The following is a 25,080-nucleotide window of genomic DNA, read 5'->3' on the forward strand; positions in this document are numbered from 1 at the left end:
ATCGACTTCACGCAGAGCATCGAGGGCTTTGCCCCGACGGGAACGCTGGCGATCACGACCGATGCCGCCGCGATCCTGCACGGATTCGTCCTGCCGCTACCCATCGTCATCGCCAACTTCGTCGTCCGGGTCTTCTCGACCTTTTTCTTGAATCCGTGGCTCCATTCGCGGGACATCCTGCACACGTGGGAACCGGGCATGGATGTCCGGGTCACGGGTCTGCGGAACAGCCTCGACTTCTGGTTCAGCTTCGGCATCGGGAAGAGTTTCGCGGTCGCGGCGCTCGGCTTCCTGACGATGATCCCGATGTTCTTTCGGATGCGTCGCCAGCGCGGAGGGTTGCAGCGCACGTTCAAGGCTCCTCCTGGCAGAGGCGATTTCCCGGTGCTCGTGTCGTTGGGTCTGTGGATCATCGGCATGGGCGGGTACGTGTACGTCGTCCACCGACTCATCCCCGGGTTCCCCCTGAAGTTCCTCGCCTTCTTCGCATTCATCTACACGCCGTTGCACTCATACGTGAACGCGCGGGCGTTCGGCATCATGAGCCGACCTCTGTTCGACATCCCGTACATGCTCGAAGCGACCATCGTCCTGAGCAAGTATGAGGACGTCGACATCTGGTTCGCTCCCTTCCCGAACGAGGATTACGGCGGCGAGACGCAGGGCTGGCGGATTCTGGAGCTGACCGGCACGACGTTCACCAGCAAGATCGCCGCAGACTTGATCGCGTGGCCCATCCTGCTGCTGGCGGGCATTCTGGCGTGGCACTTCATCTGGAAGCTGGCTCCCATCCCGTCCGCGCAATACCAGTTCGCGCAGACCTGGTGGCCCCTCTACGCGACGCAGCGCGCCTTGTGGATCACAGCGCTCCGAGACGGACATTCGGAGCAGCTTCAGGCGATCCGGTTCCAGTACATCAGCATCGGATTCATCGTCTCGCTGGCGGCGTACGGGCTGACCATCGTGTCCCACGTGCCCTTCCGCAACATCGCGGGGTACGGCGTCATCTGGGGGCTCGGGGGCGATCCGGGCGGGTCGCTTCTGGAGTTCGTCGGCGCGATCATCGGGCGCTACGTGATGATCAAGCGGTACGGCAGGAACCGATGGGCGCGGTACAACCCGGTTCTGCTGGCGGGCTTCTGGTGCGGACTGGCGCTCATCGCGATGGCGGGGGTATCCATCGACCTGATCCAGAAGGCAGTCATCGTCAAGCCGTTCTAGCGGCCCGCGCCGCGATCTCGCATCGGAGCGCCAATGTCGGAAGAGGGTTGGGCCCGATTCGGATGGCAGGGGCTCCAGGCGGAGGTCCCGTCGCAGTGGGAGCTCGTCGGCATCCCCAAGGAGCATGACCCCGACCAGGGCTACCTTCGGCTGGACGATGCGAACCATCCGCGACTCGAACTGAAGTGGCGGGCGCACTCCCAGCGGCAGTTCGACATCAGCAAGACGCTTGACGAGTACCTCAAAGGCATCCGCAAAGCGTACAGCGCCCAGGTCGGTCAGATCGAGGTGAGACGCGATCAGGCGCTGATCCCGGACCTCGCCGCGAACGAGGATTTCTACGCGGATCGCGAGCTGACCTTCTTCTCGTGGAAGGGGGCGCTGCAGGCGCACGGGGTCATCTGGCGGTGCTCGAAGTGCCGACGGATCGTGATGTCGCAGGTGATCGCCTCGCCCGGTGAGCCCGCGTTTCGGCAGACGGCGATGCGGGTTCTGCGGTCGCTGCGGGACCACTCCGACACGAGCCGCAATCTCTGGACGGCGTACGGGTTCGAGGTCGAGGTCCCACGACGTTACCGACTGGACAAGCTGCAGCTCCTGAACGGGTACATCCTGTTCTCATTCACGGACGGGTCGAGCCGAATCGCCGTCGAGCGGTACGGACTCGCGGATCAGGCGTTGCGCGGCGGATCGCTGGAGGCATGGTTCCGGCGCGCCTACGCGAAGTCGTTGCGAGGCACTCATTTCGTCTTGGAGCCGACGACGGGGCTCGAACCCGTCCAGATGACGATGGACGGTCGTTCCGCTCGCGTGCTAGATCGCGTGGATCGCTGGGATATCGGGGCGTCGCGCGGGTGGGATCAGCTGTTCCGGCGAAGCCGGACGATGGCGCGGATGTGGTACGACCCGGATCGGAACCGCATCTTCGTCGTTCGCGCGTCCGGCAAACCGGACCCGACGCCGCTGGTGGACGGGATCGTTTTCAGCATCCCGTCGCAGTCGGCTGCGAGAGTGTGACGTCGATGGCTGGCGGGTTGGACCGTGTGCTCTACGCGTTGCGGCTCAAGAAGCGCCCGCGACTCCAGAGGACGCGCGGCGAGGTCCTCCAGTCGGTTCCGATCCGCAACTCGCTCGTGGAGTGGATGAAGGAGGATGGCGGCGAGGTCTCGCTGATCATCCCGGCGGACCAGAAGCGTCACATGCGCTGGCTGATCCGCGCGATGAGCCTGCCGAACAAGCGCGTGGTCACATTGGACGATGTCGGGTCGTTCGTCTGGGAGCGCTGTGACGGCGAATCGACGTTCGAGCAGATCGCGCAGGAGCTGAGCGGGCGGTTCCAGTTGACGCGCCGCGAGGCGGAGGCGTCGCTCGCGGAGTTCTTCCGAGTGCTGGGTCGTCGCGGGATGCTCGGATTCGCCGTTCCTGAGTCGCGTTCCACTCAGTCAGGGGCTGACGCGAAGAACCGCCCTGGCGGCGGACGCAAGACATCGAAGGGCAACAGAAGGAAGTCCAAGGGAAGGGCTTGACTATGTCGGATGCGGCCGCCGTCGCACAGCCGGGAACCGTTCCCGCGGAGCCGCACGCTCCGATTGAGAATGCCGTCCGTGTTCGCAATGTCATCAAGCGCTACGAGATGGGCACCGTCGTCGTCGAGGCGTTGCGCGGTGTGAACATGGAGGTGCGTCGAGGGGAGTACATCTCCATCGTCGGGCCCTCAGGTTCCGGCAAGTCCACGCTCTTCAACATGATCGGCGGACTCGACAAGCCGACCGAAGGGCGCGTCTACATCGACGAAGTGGACATCGCCCAGTTGGACGCCTACGAGCTGGCTTGGCTCCGGTGCCGCAAGATCGGTTACATTTTCCAGACGTTCAACCTGATCCCGGTCATGACGGCGTTGGAGAACATCACGCTGCCGATGATCTTCGCCGGAGCCACGACCGATGACGCCGTCGAGAAGGGGCTTGAGATCCTCGCATCGGTCGGATTGGGCGAACGGTACCAGCACAAACCGCCCGAGCTCTCGGGCGGGCAGCAGCAGCGTGTCGCCATCGCGCGGGCTCTGGCGAACGACCCCTCGATCCTGCTGGCAGACGAGCCGACCGGGAACCTCGACACGAAGACGGGCTTGGAGATCATCGAGCTGCTGCGACGCATGAACGCCGAGAAGGGCGTCACGATCATCACGGCGACGCACGACATGAAAATGCTGGACGTTTCCGACCGCATCTTCCACGTGCAGGACGGGCGCGTCGCACGGATCGAGACGCGCGAAGAGGCGAATATCGAGGTTGGGATGCTCGACGGGCAGGAGGTCGGCTAGCCGCCGGGCGGGCGTGACGGAGGAGTCGCGCGCTACCGCAGCGCCATCTCGCTGCTGTGTCCTGGGAAGACCTTGCTCGTCGGATCGATGTGGAACTTGGCGTAGTTGACGGCGATGGCGACTTCGCCGACGCCGGTGGCGATCAGCTTGAGCTTGCCGTCAAACGACGCGCCATCCCCCGCCGCGAAGACGCCGGGCCGGTTCGTCTCCATGTGCCGCGAGACGAGGATCCCGCCCTTCTCGTCCACCTCCAACCCCCAGTCCTGAATGGGTCCTAGATCCGACTTGAAGCCGATGTTGATGAGCAGTGCGTCGGCTTTGAGAGTCTGCGTTTCCTTGGTCTTGTTGCTGCGGATCGTCACGGACTCGAGACGATCCGTGCCGTGCACTTTCTCGACCTCCCAGAACAGGTGCATCGGGATGTTCGTCTGCATCAACTGGCGAACGCTGCCCTCGTGCGCGCGGAAGACGTCGCGGCGATGCACCAGGTTGAGACTCTTGGCGATCGGCGCCATGTAGAGCGCCCAATCGACCGCCGAGTCGCCGGCTCCGACGATGACAACGTCCTTGCCTGCGAACTGATCCGGGTTGCGTACCACATAAGAGACGCCGTTGCCGACTAGCTCCTCGACACCGGGCTTGTCCAGGCGGGTCGGCAGCAGCGACCCGATCCCAGCGCAGACGATCACGGTGCGGCTGAAGTGCTCGGCGACGTTCGTCACCAAGCGGTAGATGCCAGTCGCTTCGTCGTAGTCCAGCTTCTGCGCTTGTTCTTCCAGACAGACCGTCGGGTCCTTCCACATCGCCTGCTCCACCAGTTCCTTCACCAGGTCCTTGGCGAGCACCTTGGGGAACCCAGGCATGTCGTAGATGTACTTCTCCGGGTAGAGCGCCGTGAGTTGTCCGCCGAGTTCCGCCAGGCTATCGATGATCTTCGTCCGGCACTCGCGGATCCCTGCGTAGAACGCCCCGAACAGACCGACTGGGCCCGCGCCGACGATCGTGATGTCGTAGATGTCTGGATTGTTCGCTGGCAACGTCATGTCTCCGGAACGGCTGGCGCGTCGTTGGCAGAGGGAGATCGATGGGAAATCGATGGCAATCCTACCATGGTGGCATGGGTGCGTCAAAGGAACGGTTCGGTTCCGGCGCAGGTTGCGCGGGCGCGCACGCGCATGCTGCCGTCTGGGCGAGCGTTGACAGAGCTTTGTGCGCTCCGCTACAATAGCTGCCGCCGGCTCTCTGCGCATGCCGAAGAAGACCGCTACCCACTGCGAGCCCGACAGTGCCCCCAACCTCAACCGTACCGATTGACGAGCAGTTGCGGCTGCTGATGCGGGGCGTGGAGGAAGTCGTTCCCGAAGTCGGCTTGCGCGACAAGCTGCTCCTCGCGGCGCGTGAGAACCGAGCGCTGCGGGTGAAGCTGGGCATCGATCCCACCGCTTCCGATATCCATCTCGGGTTCGCCGTTGTACTCCGCAAACTGCGCCAGTTTCAGGACTTCGGACACACGGTCTGTCTGATCATCGGCGACTTCACGGCGATGATCGGCGATCCCACGGGGAAGTCCAAGACACGACCGATGTTGGGCCGTGACGAGGTCCGCGAGCACGCCAGAACCTACGAGCAGCAGCTCTACCGTATCCTCGATCCGGCGCAGACCGAAGTGACCTTCAACGGCGACTGGCTGGGGAAGATGGACTTCGCCGACGTCGTCCGGCTGTCGTCGCAGTACACTCTCGCTCGGATGCTGGAACGCGACGACTTCACGAATCGATACAAAGCCGGCGAGCCCATCCACATCCACGAAATCCTGTACCCGTTGTGCCAAGGACAGGACTCCGTCGCGGTCCGCGCCGACATCGAGATGGGCGGCACCGACCAGAAGTTCAACAACCTGGTCGGGCGCGACCTACAGCGCGAGGCAGGGCAGGCTCCACAGGCAGTCGTCCTGATGCCTCTGCTCGTGGGCACGGATGGCGTCGAGAAGATGAGCAAATCGCTCGGAAACTACATCGGCATCGACGAGCCGCCCACAGAGCAGTTCGGCAAGGTGATGTCCGTGCCAGACGCCGCCATGGAAGCCTACTACCGGCTCTGCACGGACCTTCCCGCCGACGAGATCAGCGGCATGATGCAGGACGTCGAAGACGGCGCCCTGCACCCGATGGACGCCAAACTGCGCCTTGCCGCCGAGATCGTTACCCTCTATCACGGCTCCGAGGCTGGGGACGCCGCGAAGACGGAGTTTCTTCGCGTCTTCCGTGAGCACGAGACACCCGACGATATGCCGGATCTGCGTGTGCCGTCCGACGCCCTAACCGACGGCGAGCTCTGGATCGTCCGGCTCCTGACGTTGGCGGGCTTCGCCACGAGCAACCGAGACGCTCGTCAGTTGGTCACTCAGGGCGCAGTCTCGCTCAACGACCATCGCATCACCGACCCGTCGCTCGACTTCGTCCCGGAGGACGGCATGGTCCTGAGGGTCGGGAGGCGGCGTTTCGCGCGGCTTCGAGTCGGGTCCTAGCCGGAGCCCGATAGCGCCGCTTCCAGTCGTCGCGGAAGGTCGAGCGCCGTGCGATTGTGCGTCATCATCCCTGCCCTCAACGCTGAACCGTATATCGGAGCCGTCGTCGAGGAGGCGCGCGCCGCCATACCGCACGTGTACGTGGTTGACGACGGCTCCACGGACCGAACCGGCGAGAAGGCGCTCGCCTCCGGCGCATCCGTCTTGACGCACGACGTGAACCGAGGCAAGGGAGGGGCGCTTCGGACGGGATACGCCCAGGCTCAGCGCGATGGTTTCGACGCCGTCGTCACCATGGACGCAGACGGTCAACACCTTCCGAGCGAGATGGGCAAACTCGTAGAGCGCTTCCTGCACACCGGAGCCCCGATCGTGGTGGGGAGCCGAGCCCGCCGCCGCTCGACGATGCCGCTGCACCGCCGCGCCAACAACGCGCTCGTCTCCGCCGTGGGCACATGGCTGTGCGGGCAGCCGGTGCAGGACTTCCAGTGCGGCTATCGCCTGATCCGGTGCGACGCGTTGAGGCACATCCTGCCTCTGCTGACCACGACCGGCTACGAGACGGAGTCGGAGCTGCTCATCATCGCCGGCAGGCTCGGGTTCCGCATCGAGTCCGTGGACGTCTCGACGATCTACTCCGGACAAACGAGCCACGTGCGCGCCCTACGCGAGATGCACCGCTTCACGCAACTCTTGTTTCGGAGCCTGTGCCGCGTTCCGGCGCGATTGACCGCTAGCGTCACCCACGATGGACGGCACGAATGATCTTCATCACGAACGACGACGGGATCCACGCTCCGGGGATCAACCACCTCGCCGATGCCCTGTCGACGCTCGACGACGTGTTCGTCGTGGCTCCGGACCGCGAGCGGAGCGCAATCGGCATGGCGATCACGCTTTCGAGACCTCTGCGTGCGAAGGACGTGGCTCCGGGACGGGTCGCCGTCGACGGGACGCCCGTGGACTGCGTGGACCTGGCGATTGGCGCGTTGCTGCCGGAAGCGCCGCGACTGCTGGTTGCCGGCATCAATCACGGAGAGAACCTCGGTCACGACGTCCACTTCTCCGGCACGGTCGCTGCCGCGCGCAAGGGCGCGTTCCTGGGGCTCCCGTCGATTGCCGTTTCGCTGTCGCGCTCAGTGGACGCCCATTGGGACACCGCGTGCGAGTTCGCCCGGCGGATCGTGAAGACCGCGTTGGTGCGCGCGTTTTCGCCAGGAGTGCTGTTGAACGTCAACGTGCCGAATCTGCCCTTGCACGCCGTGAAGGGCGTCCGCGTGACGCGTCAGGACCCCGCGCCGTACACGACACATGTCGAAACGCGACTCGACAAGGAAGGCGTTCCGTACTACTGGATCGGCGGCGCTCGCGTCGAGATCGACGACCGCGACGACACGGACTTCGGGTCGCTGCGCACCGGATGGGTCTCGATCACACCGCTGCACGCGGACATGACGCACTATGAGTCTCTGGAGCCGCTGCGCGAATGGGAGCCGTGAAGCGACCCGACCAGGTTTCGATCACATCGGGATCGGCTGATGGTCGCGTTGGATACGTGGTCATACCGTTACGGCGCTGCTGAGGAGCCTGCTGTTGGCGAACGAACCGAGCGCAGGGGTCGCTGGACCGTCCGAGCCGCAAGCCAAAGGTCGCCGAGGCGTCCTCGGATGGCTTCGCAGGCAGAAGGACCGAGTCGAAGCGCTCGCCGAATCCCGCCGAGCGACGTCGTGGCTGTTCGCCATCGCGTTCGCTGAGGCGTCGTTCTTCCCCATTCCTCCCGACGTGCTCCTGATCCCGCTCGCGGGCTCGGCGCCCAGAAAGGCGCTTCGTTTCGCGTTGGTATGCACGACCGCTTCGGTGCTGGGCGCCATCGGTGGCTGGGCGATCGGCTACCTGCTGTACGACACGATCGGCCGGTCGATCCTCGAGTTCTACGGTGTGACGGAGAAGGCGCAGGAAGTGCTGGCGATGTACCAGGCGAACGCCTTCCTCGCCATCGTCACGGCGGGGTTCACGCCGATCCCGTACAAAGTCTTCACGATCCTTGCCGGGATGAACGGCACGGTGTCGATTGCGATGCTCGTCGCCGCGTCGGTCGTCGGTCGAGGCGGGCGGTTCTTCTTGGTCGCGGGCACACTGCGTCTGTTCGGTCCGTCGCTGAAGCCGTGGATCGAGCGGCACTTCGATGCTGTCGCTGTCGCGATGACCGTGCTCTTGATCGCGGGGTTCCTCGCACTCAAGGCATTCCTATGAACACCGAGATTCGACAGGCTGGCATCATCGTCCATCCTCGGATTCCCGACGCCCTCTCGACGGCGCTCGAGGCGCGGGAATGGCTCGGATCGCGCGGCATTGGCGCGAAGATCGCTCGTGTCCACTTGCCGTCGGTGGGCGAAACCCTTGAGCCGGACGGCGTGTCGCCCATCGGGGAGGTGGTGAGCGAGTCGGACTTGCTGGTCGTGCTGGGGGGTGACGGCACGTTGCTGAGCGTTTCGCGCACGCCCGGCGCGGAGGCGGTTCCGATCCTCGCCGTGAACCTGGGGAACCTGGGATTCCTGACCGAAGTGGCGCGCGGCGAACTCTACAACGCCTTATCGTCCGCTTTGGGCGGCAAGTTCGAGGTGGATGAGCGCCGGATGCTCGAATACGTCGTCTGCGACGACGGCGCACAGCGCGCGTCGGGACACGCGCTCAACGACGTCGTCGTGCGCGAGGAGAGCCACCTCATCTGTCTCGACACGTACATTGACGGGTCCTATTTCGTGACGTACAACGGAGATGGCTTGATCGTGTCCAGCCCGACGGGTTCGACGGCATACAACTCGTCCGCGGGCGGTCCCATCATCGATCCCGGCAGCGATGCGATCCTTCTCACGCCGATCTGCCCATTCGCTCTGGCGATGAGACCCTTCGTGGCAAGGGGGTCTTCCCGCATCCGGGTCGTCGTCCGATCCGCCGCGCCGCGCGGAACACTTCGGGCGGACGGTCAGGAGCAGTATCCGCTCACCGAGTTATGTGAGATCGACGTATGGCTGTCGGACCGAACGATCAGTCTGATCCGTTCGCGTCAACGCGACTTCTACGGCGTGCTGCGCGCGAAGCTCCACCTCGGCAGCCTACCGCAGGGCGCCGAGGGCGAGGGTGTTCGAAGTGCTGACGGAACTCCGGATCCACAACCTCGCGGTCATCGATGAGCTCGCCATCGAGTTCGGGCCCGGGCTGAACGTCCTCACGGGCGAGACCGGAGCCGGCAAGTCGATCATCCTCGGCGCTCTCGGGCTCGTGCTCGGCGGTCGAGGGACGCCGGACCTGGTTCGCACCGGCGAGGAATCGGCGCGCGTGGGAGCCGCATTCGAGGCGCGCATCCCCGAACCCACGGCGGAGCTGCTGACGAAGTATGGCTTGACGGTCGACGACGAAGACACGGTGATCGTTGCGAGGCAGCTCGCGTCGTCCGGCAGGAGCCGCGTCTACATCAACGATCAGTTCGCGACGACGACGCTCCTCAAAGCCCTCGGCGAGGCGTGGGTGGACCTCCACGGTCAGCACGAGCACCAATCGCTATTCAGAACCGAGGAGCACCTGACCTTCCTCGACGACTTCGCCGGAGTGGCTGCTGATCGGTCCAGGCTGTCGGAGGCGCACGCCCGCATCCAGGTTCTTCGGTCCGAACTGCGCGCGTTGCAGCAGGAGCAGCGCGAGACGCTCCGTGAGCGCGAATACCTGGAACACGAAGTCGAGGAGTTGGGTCGAGCCGACCTCCGCCCGGATGAGGACGTCGAACTCGAGGCGGAACGTCGCCGGCTCCAGAATGCCGAGACGCTCCGCGCCACGGCAGAATCGCTCTTCGGACACCTGGGACCGGGAGTACCCGGTTCCGTGCTGGAGAACTTGCGGGTCGCGCTCCAAGAGATACGGTCGCTTCGCCAGTTCGACGAATCGCTCAAGGAGACCGAATCGCGGCTGGATGCGCTATTCTATGAGGCAGAGGACATCGCGACGCGTGTGCGCCAGTACCGCGACAGCGTCGAGTTCAGCCCGGAGCGCAAGTCGCAGGTCGAAGACCGCCTCGTGCTCCTGTTCGAGCTCAAACGACGGTACGGCGGAACGCTGACGGACGCCATTGCGCGGCTGGCGGAGTCGCAGGCGAGGCTGTCCTCACTGACGACCGGAAGCGCCGAGATCGAGCGGGTCCGCGAGAACCTGAGATCGGCGCTCCGAGAGGCGGGACGCATGGCGTTCGCGCTGTCCGATGCGCGGCAAACAGCGGCAAGCGCCCTCGAGGAGCGTGTCGAAGCGCAGTTGGCAGAGCTTGGCATGGAGCGTACCGCGTTCCGCGTGTCTGTGACGCAGGACGAGTCGGAGAGCGGCTTGCTTCGGCGGCACGAGCGGAGCTACAACCTGAGTGCCACGGGTTTGGACGCCGTCGAGTTCCTTATCAGCCCCAACGTCGGCGAAGCCCTGAAGCCTCTGAACCGGATCGCGTCCGGCGGCGAGATCTCGCGAGTGATGTTGGCGCTGAAGACGGTTCTGAGCGACGTCGACCGCGTGCCAACGCTGGTCTTCGATGAGATCGACACCGGCATTGGCGGGTCCACGGCAGCGATTGTCGGAACAAAGCTGTCACAGCTCGCCGAGACGCGCCAAGTGATCTGCATCACGCACTTGCCGCAGATCGCGTCTCGGGCAGATAGGCACTTCCGCGTGGCTAAGCATGTCGAGGGCGACGGGTCCTCGGCGCGTACGGTGACGACTGTGGAACGCCTGACGGACGACGAGCGAGTGTCCGAGCTGGCGCGCATGCTCGGAGGCGATAGTGTCACCAGCCGCGCCCACGCGCACGAACTGCTTGCGTCGCGGTCCCTCACGTCGTGATTGGCGAAGCCCTGGTTCGATGGCGACGACTCGTAAGGACGTGAGCCTATGAGCGACCGCATGCTGCTCGAGCACGGCACGAACGTGTACACGGGGTGCGAGTTGCTCGTCAAAGGCGCGCTCGAGGGTCGAGCCAGTCTGCTGACGGGCTACCCGGGCTCCCCCATCGCCGAAGTGTTCGATGTCGTCGAGCGCCTGGGACCGGCTCTCAAGGAACACGGCGTCGTTGCTCAACTCGCCAACAATGAGGCGCTGGGTGCGGCGCGTCTGAACGGCGCTCAGATGGGCCCGGTACGCGCCATCGCGTTCATGAAGAGCGTCGGCGTTCACGTGGCGGCTGACGCGATCGCCATCGGCAACATCGCCGGGACGCAGGGCGGCGCTGTCATCGTGATGGGCGAGGACCCCCACTCGGACTCGACCCAGGTTCCCGTGGACTCGCGCTACATCGCGCAGCATCTGTTCGTGCCGACCATCGAGCCATCGACCTTTCAGGAAATCAAAGACTGGGTCGGCGTCGCCCTCGACATCTCCTCCGAAGCCTCGCTCTACGTCGGTTACATCATCACGACCCATCAGGCAGATGGCGGCGGCGTGGTCGAACTCCGCCCCCATCCTCCGTTGACCGTCTCGCCTGAAAAGCCCCTGACGATCGATCCCGACCAGATCGCTCTCGATGACCGCATCGTCCTTCCGCCCGATACCGCGCGCCTCGAGCGGGACATGGCTGCCCGACGGCTGCCGATGGCGGTCGATCTGGCGCGGAAGGCGGGGCTGAACCGCATCGTGAACGCCGACGCGCACGCACCGGTCGCGTTCGTCACGGCTGGGGCGGCGTACCTGTACCTCGAGCACGCGCTGCACGAGATGGGCCTCTCCGGCGAGTACCCGATCCTCAAACTCGGCATGACCTATCCGCTGGATTCTGAGAGCATCGTCGATATTGCCAGCCGTGCTGAGCACCTAGTCGTCGTCGAGGAACGTCGCGGTCTGCTCGAGTCGGCGGTCAAGTCGGCTGTAGCCGATATGCTGCGTGACGGAACGCTGCTTCGGGCTCCCCGCGTCTGGGGCAAGCGGCTCCCGTTCGGACTTCCGGGATTGCCCGACACGCTCGGCTTGACACCCACTTCCATCGCAGCGGCGCTCCATCCGCTGTTCGCCCGGCTGCGCGATAACGCCCCGGCGAGCGCCGACGGCAACGGAACCGGTTCGGCGTCCGTCGCGGCGGTTCCCTCCGGGTCTTCGCCCGCACTGCCGCTTCGGACGCCGGGTTACTGCCCCGGATGCCCGCACCGCGACTCCGGCGTCGTGCTCGAGAACATCGTCCACGACTTCGCCGATGCCGACTACATGCGCCATCACCACGGCATGGACCCGATTCAGCTCGTGTTCCACGGCGACATCGGGTGCTACGTCATGTTCAAGTACGATCCCTTCCAGCACCTGATGCACAACCTGGCTGGAATGGGGCTTGGCGGCGGCGGAACGGGAGCCGGGATCGACCCCTTCATCACGAATAAGCAGGTCGTGTTCATCGGGGACTCGACCTTCTTCCACAGCGGAATGATCGGGATCTCCGATTCGATCAAGCACGGGCAGGACATCACCTACATCGTCTTGGACAACAAGACGACGGCAATGACGGGTCACCAGACGACTCCCGGACTCGAGCGCGATCTGATGGGCAATCCGACGGTCGCCCAGGACATCGAGCGGGTCGTCTCCGGGCTGGCGGGCACGACCGATCTGCTGATCGTCCGTACGGATCCTGCGGACTACGTTGCATACCGTCGGCTGCTCGAGAAGACGATCCTCCAGGACGGCGTGAAGATCATCATCGCCGACAAGGAATGCGGGATCACGTACCACCGTCGGCTGCGGCGCGCACGGCGTCAGGAGGAGCGCGAGCGCGGATTCGTGGCGTCGGACCGGTTCATCAACATCACGCCGGAGGCATGCGAGTTCTGCCTGGCGTGCACCCAGGCGACGGGATGCCCGGCGCTCAACATCGTCGAGACCGACTATGGGCCCAAGATCGTCACCGACCTCTCGACGTGCGTCGGCGACTCCGCATGCACGAAGGTCCACGCCTGCCCGGCGTTCGAGGTCGTGACCGTCGAGCGGAAAGCCCCCAAGGCGCAGCGCGACTTCCCGTTGGACACCGTCGAAGAGCCGACTCCGTGCGACTTCGACGAGACGTTCGCCATCTATGCGGCAGGCGTGGGCGGCATGGGAATCGGCGTCATCTCGGCGATCTTGGTGCAGGCAGCGTTCCGACAGGGGTACCGCGTCCAGTTCTGCGACAAGAAGGGCTTGGCGATCCGCAACGGCAGCGTGTTCGCCCACGTCATCCTCTCGAAGTCCGACGCCGTGCTGTCGCCGATCATCCCGGCAGGCAGAGCCGACGTCCTGCTGGGGATCGACGCGCTGGAATCGGCTCGGGCGCTCGACCCCGGCGGGAGGATGTGCGTCGGTTCGCGAGACCGGACGCGCGTCGTCGTGAACACGAGCCGGACTCCGACGATCCCGATGCTCGTCGGCAAGGCGCACTTCGACGTCGCCGATTTGGAGGACACCATCCGCGCGTCGGTCGCCGACGGGGGCTACTTCGCGACCGACTTCTCCGCCCACTCCGAGCGCTACTTCGGGAACAAGCTCTACGCGAATCTGATGCTGCTGGGCGCTGCCTACCAACTCGGGAACCTGCCACTCTCGCTCGATGCGCTCGTATGGGCGATCGAGAACTCCGTGCCTCGGTCGGACATCGATGCCAACCTGAAGGCGTTCCGCATCGGCAGAATGGCGGTGGCGCATCCCTCTCTCTTCGGACCGCCGCAGGCGCAGACGTGCAAGGACCTGGTTCGGGACAAATCACGCATTCTGGCGCGTTCCGTGCGAAAGCGAGAGGACGGCGAGTCGCTGGCGCTCGAATACCAAGACCTCGTGCAGCAATGCGTTGACCGCCTGGAGCTCGACGACGTCGATCACCGGTTCTTCGCGCAGTGCGTGTACGACCTGATCCAGCATGAGGACATCGAATACGCGAGGCTGTATGCCGACCACGTGCTCGACGTGCACCTCAAAGACGGCGCATCGCGGGGCTGGGCGGCGACGCTCGCGGTCATTCGGGGGCTCCACCGCGTCATGTGCATCAAGGACGAGGTCTACGTCGCGCACCTGCTGACCAGCGAGGAGAAGCGCGCGCGGGATCGGGCGCGCTACGACATCAACCCCGCGAATGGCGACACGATCCACTACTCTCATCTGAACCGACCATCGTTCACCGTCTTTGGCAGAGACATCGAGTTCCGATGGACGTCGAAGGACTGGCAGCTCGAATGGATGAAGCGCGCGAAGTTCCTGCGCCGCCTGTTGCCGCAGTGGCATCGACGCGAGAAGGACTTCCGCGACTGGTACCTCGCGCGCGTGGACGAGTTCCAGTGCCGCGGGGACCACGAGTACGCGGCGTGGGTGGACGTGCTCTCTTGCCCCGATGAGGCTCGCGGCTACAGGAGCATCCGGTATCCGAAGATGGACGCCGCGCGCGCGCGCGCCGAGGAGATCCTGGCGAGCCTGAAACCTGTTGCCGAGGGCGGCGCATCCTAGCCGATTGCCTTGACTGACGCAACCGGGTTGGCTACGATGACGGTGGACGTGCCTGGGCACGTCGATACCGACTTCACGACGAAGTCGGTTTCATTGCGCAGCATAAATGAGAATGAGTCTCATACGCTATTATGTGGGCGATGAGACGGCTCAAGGAAGGGGTCGGAATGTCGCGCTGGACGCGAAACGTGCTGGCGGCGCTGAGTATCGCCCTCGGTGTGGCGACGACGGCAAAGGCGGATGAGCGTCTGTTCACCTACACCTACGAACCAAAGGTTCTGCCCAAAGGAGCCGTCGAGCTCGAACAGTGGGCGACGATGCGGAACGGTCGAGACGAGGGCATCTACACGCGTTGGGACTTACGAACCGAGATCGAGGTCGGGTTGACCGACCGCCTGACGACCGCCATCTATGCGAATTCGTCGAACAAATACGAGTGGAAGCCGGGCAAGGCTGCCACCAACGGAACCTACTTCCGGGGCATCTCGTCCGAGTGGAAGCTGAAGTTGCTCGATCCGACCGCAGACCCGATCGGCGTGCTGCTGTACGGCGAGGTCGCGGTGGATCGGCGCGAGTGGGAAGCCGAAGGCAAGCTCGTCGTGGGGAAGAACATCGGCCCCCTCACCGTGGCTGCGAACGCCATCTTCGAGCAGGAGTGGAAAGCGACCCTCGACGCCGCTGGCGAGATCGGTTCTGAGACGGAGCAGATCGTCGAAGGCGTGGGTGGGCTCTCGTACCGTATCGGCTCTGTTGCCGTCGGGGCGGAAGCGCGATCTCACACCGTCATCGAGGGAGACGAGAAAGAAACTGCCGTGTTCCTCGGTCCTGCGGTCCATGCCGCAGGCGAGAAGTGGTGGGCAACCCTGACCGTGCTCCGGCAGCTCAGTGACGAGTATGGTTCCCATGAGCGAACGGAGTCGAGACTCCTCATCGGGCTCCACCTGTGAGGTGGCGGCGAATCTGCGCGCTGATGCTCTCGGTTGGCGTGATTCTGGGCGTGGCGGCATGCGCTGCCACGCTCCCATCCGTCACGTCGGAGCTATCTCAGCGGTCTGGTCTGTCCGCTGAGTCCCTCCGGCGCGGTCGTTCGCTCTACGTCGCCAAGTGCAGCGGATGCCATGCGCTATACAGCCCTTCACACTATGCCTCAGCCGAGCAATGGCGGGCGTCCATCGCGGAGATGTCGGTTCGATCCCGACTGAGCGATGACGAACCCGACGTGATCGCCGCCTACCTGATCGCTGCCAGTGCTGTCCGTCGTTGATGCGATGCGGCGAGCTCTCTGTGGGCTCTTTGCAGTCCGAACGATTCGGCTATTCATCCAGTAGGTTCGTCTTGCACCTGAATCCGTCACGGATAGGGAAATACCTCGGTCCGCCGAGACCTCCGGTGACTGGGAGCGCGGTCCTCTTGCTTGCGAAGCCCTGCGATGAGATGGCATCTGGTCGTTCTCGCCGTGCCATTTCTACTGGTTGGCTTGCGGCTGGCGCCGCTGCTGATCTGGACGGTCGGGTTGCGCCGCAAGCCCGGAACACCCTTGCTCGTGTCGATGGCGATGGGCTGCATGAGCGCCGTCTGCTGCGTCGGATTCCTGGCGGTGGGCGTCGCGCTTCTGCTGCGGGGGTTGCGGGTCTGGTAGGCCGACGGCATGCTCTGCACATCGACCGGCTCCGTTTGGGAGGGACAAGCATTGGAATCGACGGCAATCGTCTTCACGGGTCCTCGACAGGTCGAGGTGCAGCAGCGCTCATTGGCTGACCCGGGCCCGCGCGGAGTGACGGTGCAGACGCTCGTGAACCTGATGAGCATGGGAACCGAGCTCATTTGCTATCGCGGCGAATCGGACCCTGGAACTCACTGGCACGGCTGGGTGAGGTATCCGTTCCATCCGGGCTATAGCTGCGTCGGTGAAGTGGTCGCTGTTGGGTCGAACGTCTCCGAGTTCCGCGAGGGAGATCGGCTCTTCGCCTGCGTTTCCCATGCATCGCACGCGAACGTCTCGGCGGACTGGGGCAACGTCGTGAGGCTGCCGGATGGCGTGTCGGTGGAGGAAGCCGCGTGGTGTAAGCTCGCGACGATCACCCAGACGGGCGTGCGGCAGGCGAAGCACTCGATGGGCGATACCGCCGTCGTGATCGGGTTGGGCCCGCTGGGTCAGCTCATTGTGCAGTATCTCCGCGTGCTCGGTCTGCGCGAGGTGCTCGCAATCGACCACGTGCAGCCGCGACTCGACCGCGCGTTGGCGCACGGAGCGACGGCGGCGTTCTGCGGGAGCGCCTCCGATGCGAAGCAGTTCGTCCTGGATCACACGGGCGGCGAGCTCGCCGATGTCGTCTACGATGTGACGGGCTTCCACGCGGTCTTTGCGATGGCGCTCCCGCTCGCGCGTCGCTACGGGACGGTGATCCTCCAGGGAGACAGCCCGCATCCCTCCAAGCAGCATCTGACGTTGGACGTGCTGACGCGGCAGTTGCGCATCATCGGAACGCACAACGAGAACCTGCCCGGCGAACTCGCCCACTGGACGCCCCGCCGTCAGGCTGAGCTCTTTCTGTCTTACGTGAGCCGAGGCGAGATGCAGGTCGCCGATCTGATCACGCACCGGTTCCGCGCGGAAGATGCGGGAGAGGCGTACGCGTCGCTCGACAGGAACCGGGGTGACTCCGCCGGAGTGCTCTTCGACTGGAGGTGACGGAGCCCTACGGGATCGTCACTTCGGCGCCTGCCGCCGCGGATCGGTAGACGGCGTCGAGCATCTTCAGGACGGTCAGGCAGTTCTCGAACGACGAGATCGGCTGAGTGCCGTTCAAGGCGCAGTCTGCGAAGTAGCGGAACTGGGACGGCTCCGGGGCGGTCGCTAGGTCTGGCGTCGCATCGACCACCTTGCCGTCCTGCTCTGCTGCGATGCCGAAGGGCCAGAGCGTTGCGCCGCCCTGGGTTCCCATGAGCCGGACGCCGATGGCTTCGTGGAGGACGTAACCCGCCCAGCCGTTGTCCATGAGCACGCTCGCGCCGTTGTCGAAGTGGATCATCGCCGTCGCGAGGTCTTCGACGCTGAACTGCTCGGGCGTCGGCGTGCCGGTCCAGCCGCTGGCTCCCTTTCCACGGGGTCCGAACTCCGCGTAGGTCGCCCCGCTGACGCGCGTCGGGTTCGGGCATCCCATGAGCCACCAGAGCACGTCGAGGAAGTGGACGCCGTTGTCGATCATGGGCCCGCCGCCCGACAGCGGCTTGCGTGTGAACCAGCCGCCCATGCCGGGGATTCCGCCCAGCGCGCGCAGGTAGGTCGTCCATCCGTAGTAGATTGCGCCGAGCTCTCCGGCGTCCAATCGCTGACGGATCGCGACGGCTTCCTTCGTGTATCGGAACTTCATGGCGACCATGGCGACCTTGCCGGACCTCCGCGCCGCCTCGACCATCCGCTCGCCGTTCTCGACGCTGTTCGCCAGCGGCTTCTCGCAGAGCACGTGCTTGCCGGATTCGAGCGCCCGAACGCTGATCGGCGCGTGGAGGTAGTTCGGGACACACACGCTGACGGCATCGACCTCGTCGTCGTCGCAGAGAGCCTCATACTCCGTGTAGAGCTTCTCGACGCCGTAGCGCTCTTTCGCCGATGCGAGCCGACCAGGATCGACGTCGCAGACGGCGACGAGGTTCGTGTTCTCCGTCGAAGCGTACGAGTCCGCGTGCCATCGTCCGATACCGAGACCTACCACCGCGACATTGAGTCTGTCCATCACACCACTCCTACTGAGACCGTGCTCGCGCAGCCTCCTGCACCATGTCGTAGAAGTCCCTGGCTGCGCGCAACTCGCCCAGGGTCTCATCTCGATGACGGGATTCGCGAAAGCCCGTCCACGACTCCGCCTGCGCGATCAGGCGCGCGATTGCCTGCTCGAAGAAAAGCGCGTCCCGTTCGACGGCGATAGGATCGGTTCCCATGAAAACGTACACCGGGCTCGTCTGCGCGTAGCGCACGTTGCCTTCGTGCCGCTCGAAGCATCGCGCTGCGACCCAGCCGCTGCGAGCGAAGTCGAGTTGGACGCGGGCTTCCAGTTGGGATTCCCCGGTTCCGCCCTCGTTGCGCGCGACGACCTCGCCGTCGCGCACCAGCTCGACGTAGGCGAGTTCCGTCTGCGAGACGGCGACCGCGCGGGCTTCCAGTGTTACTGGTTCGCCTAGCGCGTAGCGCAGCAGACCTCCGGGATCCGCGTCACCCAAGGTCAGGAACAGCATGGGCCCGTTGGTCGCGAAGCTCCGACCGTTGCGCAGCGCGGTGAACCACCCGTCGTAGGAGAAGTCCTCGTCGAGCCGCACGTAGGTGCGGCAGTAGCCGACCGGCGACGGCATGATCCCCGACGCGGAACCGCCCGACGCCGGAAGCCGAATGCCGCAGTTCAGCAGTCGATAGTAGAGGCTCAGAATCCAGAGGGCGAATCCCTCGTCGCCGACGAACTGGTCGTCCTGGGGAACTGCGCGCCAGCGGCGGGATTCGCGCATCACCTTCTGGCGATGGAAGTGGTTCGGCACAACGCCCATCGAGTCGAGGTGCCCCAGTGCCGCAGCGATGGGAACGCCCTTCCAGAACGGCTTCTCGCCGTCGATGTGACCGCCCATCGCTCGCGCGAGCGTCGTGTAGTGCGAATCTGGCGGGTAGAGCGTGTCAGGCTCGCGGATATCGATGGGTTCGCGGAGTCCCAGCAGCAGCGTGGCTCCCATTCCGTCGAAGAGCCGTTCGATCTCGGCGTCCAACGTCGAGTAGACGGCGACATCGTTCAGTTCGACGCGATCCTGCTCCGGCAGAACCGTCGGCACGGCGTTGTGGATGACGATGTTCGTCCCTAGATTCAGGTCTTCGGCGAGGACGGCGAGGCGCATGTCTTCGGGACGCCGATGAACGTGCAGATCGCCGGAGTACCAGTGGCAGGAGTTCATCCACACCCATCGAGAGAGCGTCACGTCACGCAGGATGTCGAAACTACCGACGGCGATGCGCTCTGTGTACGGAACGTACTCCGGGCCCCGCTCGATGCGCAGGTCGTAGGTTCCCCCTGGAAGGTCTGCTTCGAACCCGCCCTCGGCGAGGAAATGCCGCTCCTCCGAACGCTCAAAGAGGACATGGGGAGACTCCGGCGCTCGAAGCGTCCCGGCGGCGTCCGTCAGATACGCGCGGAACGCGAGCGGATGCCGCGTGATGTTCTCGCGGACACGGACCGTGAGACGGGGCATGCGGGACCTCCACGTGAAGACAGAGGTTACCCGGTTCCCGCGCGCCCGGCAATTCCTTGACAGCCTGCCGGCCCGGTGCGACGATACCTCGAGATGTCACGCGAGGAGGGTTCCACGCCATGCTGAGGCAGATCGCCGTTGCGCTCGAAGAATACGATGGATTGCCCGTGCCGATCCAGGGACGACTGCTGAACGATCTAACCGCTGATTGCGCGGCAGCGATGGGGATCGGCGAGATCGCCGTGATCGGCGACCGGAAGATCATCGCCAACGTGCGCGGTTCGCTGCGGGAGACCGGGCGCGGCATCGTCGGCGTGTCGTTCGGGCCCCACACGATCCGCATCGACTTCGAGCAGCTTCGAGTGGCAGACGACGGGTACGAGCAGCTTCGGCAGTTGCTCGCGCACTTCGATATGGACGGCGACGGCAGCTACATCTGGTTCGTGCCCGACGGATACATGGCGAGCCTGTCCGAGGTCGAGAAGGTCTGGGAGAAGCACGGCGGCGGCTACTTCTCGCATGAATCGATCTGCGTGCTGAACACGGCGTCCCGACCGACCGACTGCATCCTGGAAGCGTTCTACGAGGACACGAGCCTGAAGCCGGTGTCGGCTCGCTTCACGGTTCAGCCGAAGCAGTCCGTTCACTATCGTCTGGACAAGCTGACCGCTGCCGACGGCAGCCCTCTGATCCGCAAGGACGCGCCGACGAGCTACAAGCTGACGAGTCTGCACACGCGCGTGATCGTCCAGGCGTCGCGGATCCTGACGTCGGGTCGGAGCTCCGAGTTCGGCAGCTTCGGCACGACGATGGCGTGGACGCCTGGCGGTTGATCGGCGCGGCAGAACCCGCGAGCCAAGTCACAGCCCCTAGATGCTCGGACGCGATGATGTCGCATCGCCCGCCGGCTCTACCGACTCGCTGGAGGATCCGGCACCAGACGGTCGTTCCCTTCGCCGCGCTCATCGTGCTGACGATTGGTCTGACTGCCGCTGCGACCATCGTCCTCCTGAACCGGTACGCCGACCGCAGCATCGACCAAGCCCTGAGCCGGATGCTCCGGATGGTGACCACGACCGGCAGCATCTTCGACGCGGCGATGCAGGCGAACATCAAGGAGACGCTTGGCGCGGATGTCATCACGTCCGACGCCGACGGCACGATCGTGTCGACGACCCTGCCCGGCGCGGACTGGGACCCAGAGACCGGTCGGCAGATTCATGCTCTGATCCGCGCTGAAGCCCCTCCGAGCTCCTCTCCACGAACTGTCGAAGTGCAGGGCATGACCTATCGGGTTCTGCGGGGATCCGTCCGTCGAGGCGGGCAGATCGCCTTTGTCACGCTCCTGATGCCGCTCTCGGAGGTCAACCGGACGAAGCGTCAGGTCGCTTGGGCGGTCGTTGCCATTGCCTCGGTCGGCATTGTGCTGTCGGTCGTCGTCGGGTCTGCCATCGCCCGCACGATCACGACGCCCATCGAAAGACTCGCGTCCGCGACGCGCGAGCTTGCCGACGGCAACTGGCAGAGCGCGCCAGAGGTTCGCGGCGCGGGAGAGGTCGTCGAACTCGCCAGCGCGTTCGGTGACATGACCGAACGCCTGCGCCACGCACGCGAAGAGCTCGTCCAGGCGGAGCGCTTGGCGACTGCGGGTCAGCTCGCGGCGACGTTCGCGCACGAGGTGCGCAACCCCCTGTCGGCGATCAAGCTGATGCTGCAGCTCGCGGCGGAATCGACGGACGACGAGACCATCGTTCCGTACATCCGCAACAGTCTGGAGGAGGGGGATCGGCTCAACGGGATCGTCGAGGGAATGCTCGACTTCTCGCGTCCGGCTCCATTGACCAAGCTGCCGTGCGACCTCGCCGACGTCGTCGAGCGCGAGTACCGCATCGTATCGGAGCGTTTCGCGGATCGACCGATCCGGTTCGCGTGCGATGTGCGGAATCGTCCGCGCGTTGTCGTCGACGCCCACGCAGTCGGGCGCGCCATTGCGAACCTGCTGGTCAACGCGGTCGAGGCGCAGCCGGACGGCGGAGAGGTGAGCGTCTCGCTGGATACCCAGTCGGCGTCGTGCGTTGTCGAGATCGCCGACCGAGGCCCTGGGATCGAGCCGGACGTAGCGCGCGAGCTCTTCCGACCGTTCTTCACGACGAAGGCTCGAGGCAGCGGGCTTGGGCTCGTGACGTCCAGACGATGCGTCGAGCTGCACGGCGGGTCGTTGCGGGTCGAGAACCGACCGGACGGCGGCGCGCGAGCTCTTCCGACCGTTCTTCACGACGAAGGCTCGAGGCAGCGGGCTTGGGCTCGTGACGTCCAGACGATGCGTCGAGCTGCACGGCGGGTCGTTGCGGGTCGAGAACCGACTGGACGGCGGCGCGCGAGCCGTCATCGAGCTGCCCATCGAGGGTGTGCCTTGAAGACCGTACTGGTCATCGACGACGAGACGCGCACCACCTGGGCGTTCGAGAAGTTCCTGTCCGGGGATGGCTACCGCGCGTTGACGGCGAACACGGCGGCGGAGGGCATCGAACTCGCCCGGTCGGAGAGCCCGGACGCCGTCATCTGCGATCTGCGGCTCCCCGACATGAGCGGCATGGATGTCCTGCGGCGCGTGCGGGACCTGCTGCCGAACGCCATCATCATCATCATGACGGCGTACGGCACGGCGCAGACGACCATCGAGGCGATCCAGCACGGGGCGTTCGATTATCTCACCAAACCGCTGGACCTGGCGCGCCTGCGAGAGGTTCTGACGCGAGCGGCGCAGGCTCAGCAGGCGCGTGCGCACTCAGCGACCAACGACGTCGAAGCGCCGAGCGAGGCTTTACCCGCCGTGACACTGGTCGGCGAGAGCCCCGCCATGCTCGACGTCTACAAGCTGATCGGCATGCTGACGACCACGCGCGTCACCGTGCTCATCGAGGGCGAAAGCGGCACGGGCAAGGAGCTCGTCGCCCGTGCGATCCACGCGAACAGCCCTTCGCGCGCGAAGCCGTTCACAGCGGTCAACTGCGGAGCCCTGGCGGAGTCACTCTTGGAGAGGGAGCTGTTCGGTCACGAGCGCGGCGCGTTCACCGACGCCAAGGAGCAGTCGATCGGCAGGATCGAGGCGACGCAGGACGGCGCGCTGTTCCTCGACGAGATCGGCAATACCTCGCCTGCCTTACAGGTGAAGCTGCTACGCGCCCTGCACGAGCGGGAGTATCAGCGCGTCGGGGGCACGCAGACGCTTCCGGTTCGTGCCCGCATCATCGCGGCGACCAACGTCCCGCTGGACATTGCGGTGCGAGAGGGGAAGTTCCGCCGCGATCTCTACTACCGATTGAAGGTCGTCTCGGTCAATCTGCCGCCTCTGCGCGAGCGCCGCGCCGATATCCCGCTGCTGGCGCAGCACTTCCTGCGACGCATCGCCGATGAGATGGGACAATCCGTCAGCGCGATCGACGGCGACGCCATGGCGCTGCTGATGGCATGCCCATGGTGGGGCAATGTGCGCGAGCTCGAGAACGCGCTGCGGCGGGCGCTCGTCTTCAGCCGTGGCGGCGTGATCCTGTCGCACCACCTGCCGCCTGAGGTCCGGGAGCCGGTTCCCGGGCAGGAGGTCGAGGGCACGCACGCGGCGTTCCGGGCTGAACTCGCAGCCGTGGCGCGACGGACCGAGCCGGGGCAGGTCTACCGCGACGTCCTCGCGCTCTTCGACCGGGCGATGATCGAGTACGGGCTCCATGCGGCACGTGGGAACCAGGTTCGCGCCTCGCGCTTGCTTGGGATCAGCCGGACGACCTTGCGGCAGCGAATGAAGGACCTTGGCATCGTCGGACCCTCCGACGACGATCCATCCACCGACGAAGAGACGCCATGACTCGGAATCAGACGCTGTGCCCGACCAAGATCGTATGCACGCTGGGACCAGCCACCAACTCGAAAGAACGCGTGCGAGAGCTGGTCGAGGCAGGGATGGATGTCGCGCGACTGAACTTCTCGCACGGCACGCACGACGACCATCGGTGCAGCATCGAGTGGGTCCGAGAGGTCGCCCGCGATGCGGGCATCTACGTCGCCATCCTTCAGGACCTGTGCGGACCCAAGATACGCACTGGACCGATGACTAGCGGCTCCGTTCCGCTGACGGCAGGGGCCGTCTTCACGCTGACGTCGCGCGAGACGCCCGGTTCACCCGACGAAGTGTCGCTCAACTACGCGGGTCTCGTCAGCGAGCTGGAGCCGGGAGATGTCGTCCTCCTCGCGGATGGGGCGCTGGAGCTCCGCGTCGAACGCACGACGGAAACGGACGCCGTCTGCCGTGTCATCGCAGGCGGCGAGCTCGGTTCGCACAAGGGGATCAGTGTGCCGGGTCGAGTCCTCGCTCTGCCATCGATGACGGCGAAGGATCGCGCGGACTTGGAGTTCGGGTTGCGGCACGAGGTCGATTGGGTGGCGCTCTCGTTCGTCCGCGCGGCTTCGGATGTCGCGGAGGCGCGTCGCGCCATGGGCTCGCCGTCGCGCGCAGCGCCGATCATGGCGAAAGTCGAGAAGGCGGTGGCACTGGGCGAGCTCGACGCGATTCTCATGGAAGCCGACGGCGTGATGGTCGCTCGCGGCGACCTGGGAGTCGAGATCCCGATGGAAGAGGTCCCGTGGGTTCAGAAAGACATCATCCGCAAGGCGAACTTCGCCGGGATGCCCGTCATCACGGCGACGCAGATGCTGGAGTCGATGATTTCCAGTCCGAGACCGACGCGCGCCGAGATGACCGACATCGCGAACGCCATCCTCGACGGGACCGACGCGGTCATGCTCTCCGCCGAGACCGCCGTCGGAGCCTACCCCGTGCAGGCGGTCCGCACGATGAACGAGATCGCTCGCGCGGCTTCTGCTCACGCCCTTGCCGAGAGCCGAGCCCGCGCCGCGCCCCTGAGCGCTTCGTCCGACATTTCGGATGCGATCAGCCGTGCGGCGTGTCAGATGGCGGCGGCTGTGCAAGCGCGGTTCATCATCTGCTGCACCCGGTCGGGTCAGACGGCGAGGAGCGTTGCGAAGTGCCGTCCTCCCATGCCGATCGTCGCTGCCAGCCACCACGAGCGCGTCCTACGGGGCTTGCAGCTCTGCTGGGGTACGGTTCCTGTGAGGATCGACGCGCCGTCGGATACGGACGACATGGTCGCTAAGGCGAAGCGAGCCGTATTGTCCAGCGGCATGGGTCGGTACGGCGACCGCGTGGCAATCGTCGCAGGAACGCCCCTATCGGTCGAGGGCACCACGAACACGGTCAAGCTCGACGTGCTGTAGTGTCGACGAA

Annotated in this window: 19 protein-coding genes and 1 pseudogene; 16 read left to right on the plus strand and 4 right to left on the minus strand. The window is 65.1% G+C overall.

The features are described from left to right. Nucleotides 1–1,559: 1,559 nt before the first annotated feature. Nucleotides 1,560–1,742 (minus strand): hypothetical protein, encoded by a 183-nt coding sequence (locus FJZ36_05965; protein ID MBM3214442.1) that lies wholly within the window; start codon nt 1,740–1,742, stop codon nt 1,560–1,562. 180 nt (nt 1,743–1,922) lie between these two features. Between FJZ36_05965 and FJZ36_05970 the strand changes: the two genes are divergently transcribed. Both FJZ36_05970 and FJZ36_05975 read left to right on the plus strand, forming a co-directional pair. Continuing rightward, on the plus strand, nt 1,923–2,747 hold the full coding sequence (locus tag FJZ36_05970) for a PqqD family protein (protein ID MBM3214443.1): 825 nt from the start codon (nt 1,923–1,925) through the stop codon (nt 2,745–2,747). Between the two features lie 2 nt (nt 2,748–2,749). After that, nucleotides 2,750–3,544, plus strand: coding sequence for an ABC transporter ATP-binding protein (locus FJZ36_05975; protein ID MBM3214444.1), 795 nt, complete (start codon nt 2,750–2,752; stop codon nt 3,542–3,544). Nucleotides 3,545–3,576: 32 nt separating this feature from the next. Here FJZ36_05975 and FJZ36_05980 read toward each other — a convergent pair whose 3' ends face one another. Then, a complete protein-coding gene (locus tag FJZ36_05980; GenBank protein MBM3214445.1) occupies nt 3,577–4,587 on the minus strand; it encodes an NAD(P)/FAD-dependent oxidoreductase in 1,011 nt (336 codons plus the stop codon). A gap of 290 nt (nt 4,588–4,877) precedes the next feature. Between FJZ36_05980 and FJZ36_05985 the strand changes: the two genes are divergently transcribed. The 11 genes and pseudogenes from FJZ36_05985 to FJZ36_06035 all read left to right on the plus strand — a co-directional run bounded on the left by FJZ36_05985 (nt 4,878) and on the right by FJZ36_06035 (nt 17,244). Then, nucleotides 4,878–6,071, plus strand: a complete 1,194-nt coding sequence (locus tag FJZ36_05985; GenBank protein ID MBM3214446.1) for a tyrosine--tRNA ligase — start codon at nt 4,878–4,880, stop codon at nt 6,069–6,071. Nucleotides 6,072–6,119: 48 nt separating this feature from the next. Next, nucleotides 6,120–6,836 carry a glycosyltransferase family 2 protein gene (locus tag FJZ36_05990; protein ID MBM3214447.1) on the plus strand — a complete coding sequence of 239 codons (717 nt, stop codon included), beginning with the start codon at nt 6,120–6,122 and terminating at the stop codon, nt 6,834–6,836. Further along, the gene (surE, locus tag FJZ36_05995; GenBank protein MBM3214448.1) at nt 6,833–7,570 is read left to right on the plus strand and encodes a 5'/3'-nucleotidase SurE; all 738 of its coding nucleotides are present in this window, start codon (nt 6,833–6,835) and stop codon (nt 7,568–7,570) included. The genes FJZ36_05990 and surE overlap by 4 nt, the downstream gene beginning before the upstream one ends. 229 nt (nt 7,571–7,799) lie before the next feature. Continuing rightward, nucleotides 7,800–8,324 (plus strand): annotated as a pseudogene (locus FJZ36_06000) (DedA family protein). Further along, nucleotides 8,321–9,265 carry an NAD(+)/NADH kinase gene (locus tag FJZ36_06005; GenBank protein ID MBM3214449.1) on the plus strand — a complete coding sequence of 315 codons (945 nt, stop codon included), beginning with the start codon at nt 8,321–8,323 and terminating at the stop codon, nt 9,263–9,265. Before FJZ36_06000 ends, FJZ36_06005 begins: the two are co-directional and overlap by 4 nt. Beyond that, the gene (gene recN / locus FJZ36_06010; GenBank protein ID MBM3214450.1) at nt 9,213–10,946 is read left to right on the plus strand and encodes a DNA repair protein RecN; all 1,734 of its coding nucleotides are present in this window, start codon (nt 9,213–9,215) and stop codon (nt 10,944–10,946) included. The genes FJZ36_06005 and recN overlap by 53 nt, the downstream gene beginning before the upstream one ends. Nucleotides 10,947–10,994: 48 nt before the next feature. Continuing rightward, nucleotides 10,995–14,552, plus strand: coding sequence for an indolepyruvate ferredoxin oxidoreductase (locus FJZ36_06015; protein MBM3214451.1), 3,558 nt, complete (start codon nt 10,995–10,997; stop codon nt 14,550–14,552). 167 nt (nt 14,553–14,719) lie between these two features. After that, nucleotides 14,720–15,499 (plus strand): hypothetical protein, encoded by a 780-nt coding sequence (locus FJZ36_06020; GenBank protein MBM3214452.1) that lies wholly within the window; start codon nt 14,720–14,722, stop codon nt 15,497–15,499. Beyond that, the gene (locus tag FJZ36_06025) at nt 15,496–15,816 is read left to right on the plus strand and encodes a cytochrome c (GenBank protein MBM3214453.1); all 321 of its coding nucleotides are present in this window, start codon (nt 15,496–15,498) and stop codon (nt 15,814–15,816) included. Before FJZ36_06020 ends, FJZ36_06025 begins: the two co-directional genes overlap by 4 nt. Before the next feature lie 165 nt (nt 15,817–15,981). After that, nucleotides 15,982–16,191: a hypothetical protein gene (locus FJZ36_06030; GenBank protein ID MBM3214454.1), complete on the plus strand. Its 210-nt coding sequence runs from the start codon at nt 15,982–15,984 to the stop codon at nt 16,189–16,191. A 9-nt stretch (nt 16,192–16,200) separates the two neighbouring features. Beyond that, nucleotides 16,201–17,244, plus strand: a complete 1,044-nt coding sequence (locus tag FJZ36_06035) for a zinc-binding alcohol dehydrogenase (GenBank protein ID MBM3214455.1) — start codon at nt 16,201–16,203, stop codon at nt 17,242–17,244. A 7-nt stretch (nt 17,245–17,251) separates the two neighbouring features. Here FJZ36_06035 and FJZ36_06040 read toward each other — a convergent pair whose 3' ends face one another. Together FJZ36_06040 and FJZ36_06045 are read right to left on the minus strand one after the other, a co-directional pair. Next, nucleotides 17,252–18,379: a Gfo/Idh/MocA family oxidoreductase gene (locus tag FJZ36_06040; protein ID MBM3214456.1), complete on the minus strand. Its 1,128-nt coding sequence runs from the start codon at nt 18,377–18,379 to the stop codon at nt 17,252–17,254. Continuing rightward, nucleotides 18,300–19,781, minus strand: coding sequence for a hypothetical protein (locus FJZ36_06045; GenBank protein MBM3214457.1), 1,482 nt, complete (start codon nt 19,779–19,781; stop codon nt 18,300–18,302). The genes FJZ36_06040 and FJZ36_06045 overlap by 80 nt, the downstream gene beginning before the upstream one ends. A 119-nt stretch (nt 19,782–19,900) precedes the next feature. Here FJZ36_06045 and FJZ36_06050 point away from each other — a divergent pair, with 119 nt between their 5' ends. Genes FJZ36_06050 through pyk form a run of 3 tightly spaced genes read left to right on the plus strand, consistent with a single transcriptional unit; the run spans nt 19,901 to nt 25,070 of the window. Beyond that, on the plus strand, nt 19,901–20,614 hold the full coding sequence (locus tag FJZ36_06050) for a hypothetical protein (protein ID MBM3214458.1): 714 nt from the start codon (nt 19,901–19,903) through the stop codon (nt 20,612–20,614). A gap of 53 nt (nt 20,615–20,667) precedes the next feature. Continuing rightward, entirely contained in the window at nt 20,668–23,643 is a 2,976-nt protein-coding gene (locus FJZ36_06055) for a response regulator (GenBank protein ID MBM3214459.1), read from the plus strand. Beyond that, nucleotides 23,640–25,070 (plus strand): pyruvate kinase, encoded by a 1,431-nt coding sequence (gene pyk, locus FJZ36_06060; GenBank protein MBM3214460.1) that lies wholly within the window; start codon nt 23,640–23,642, stop codon nt 25,068–25,070. Before FJZ36_06055 ends, pyk begins: the two co-directional genes overlap by 4 nt. Nucleotides 25,071–25,080 lie beyond the last annotated feature (10 nt).

It is taken from the genome of Candidatus Poribacteria bacterium (assembly GCA_016866785.1).
Lineage (GTDB): Bacteria > Poribacteria > WGA-4E.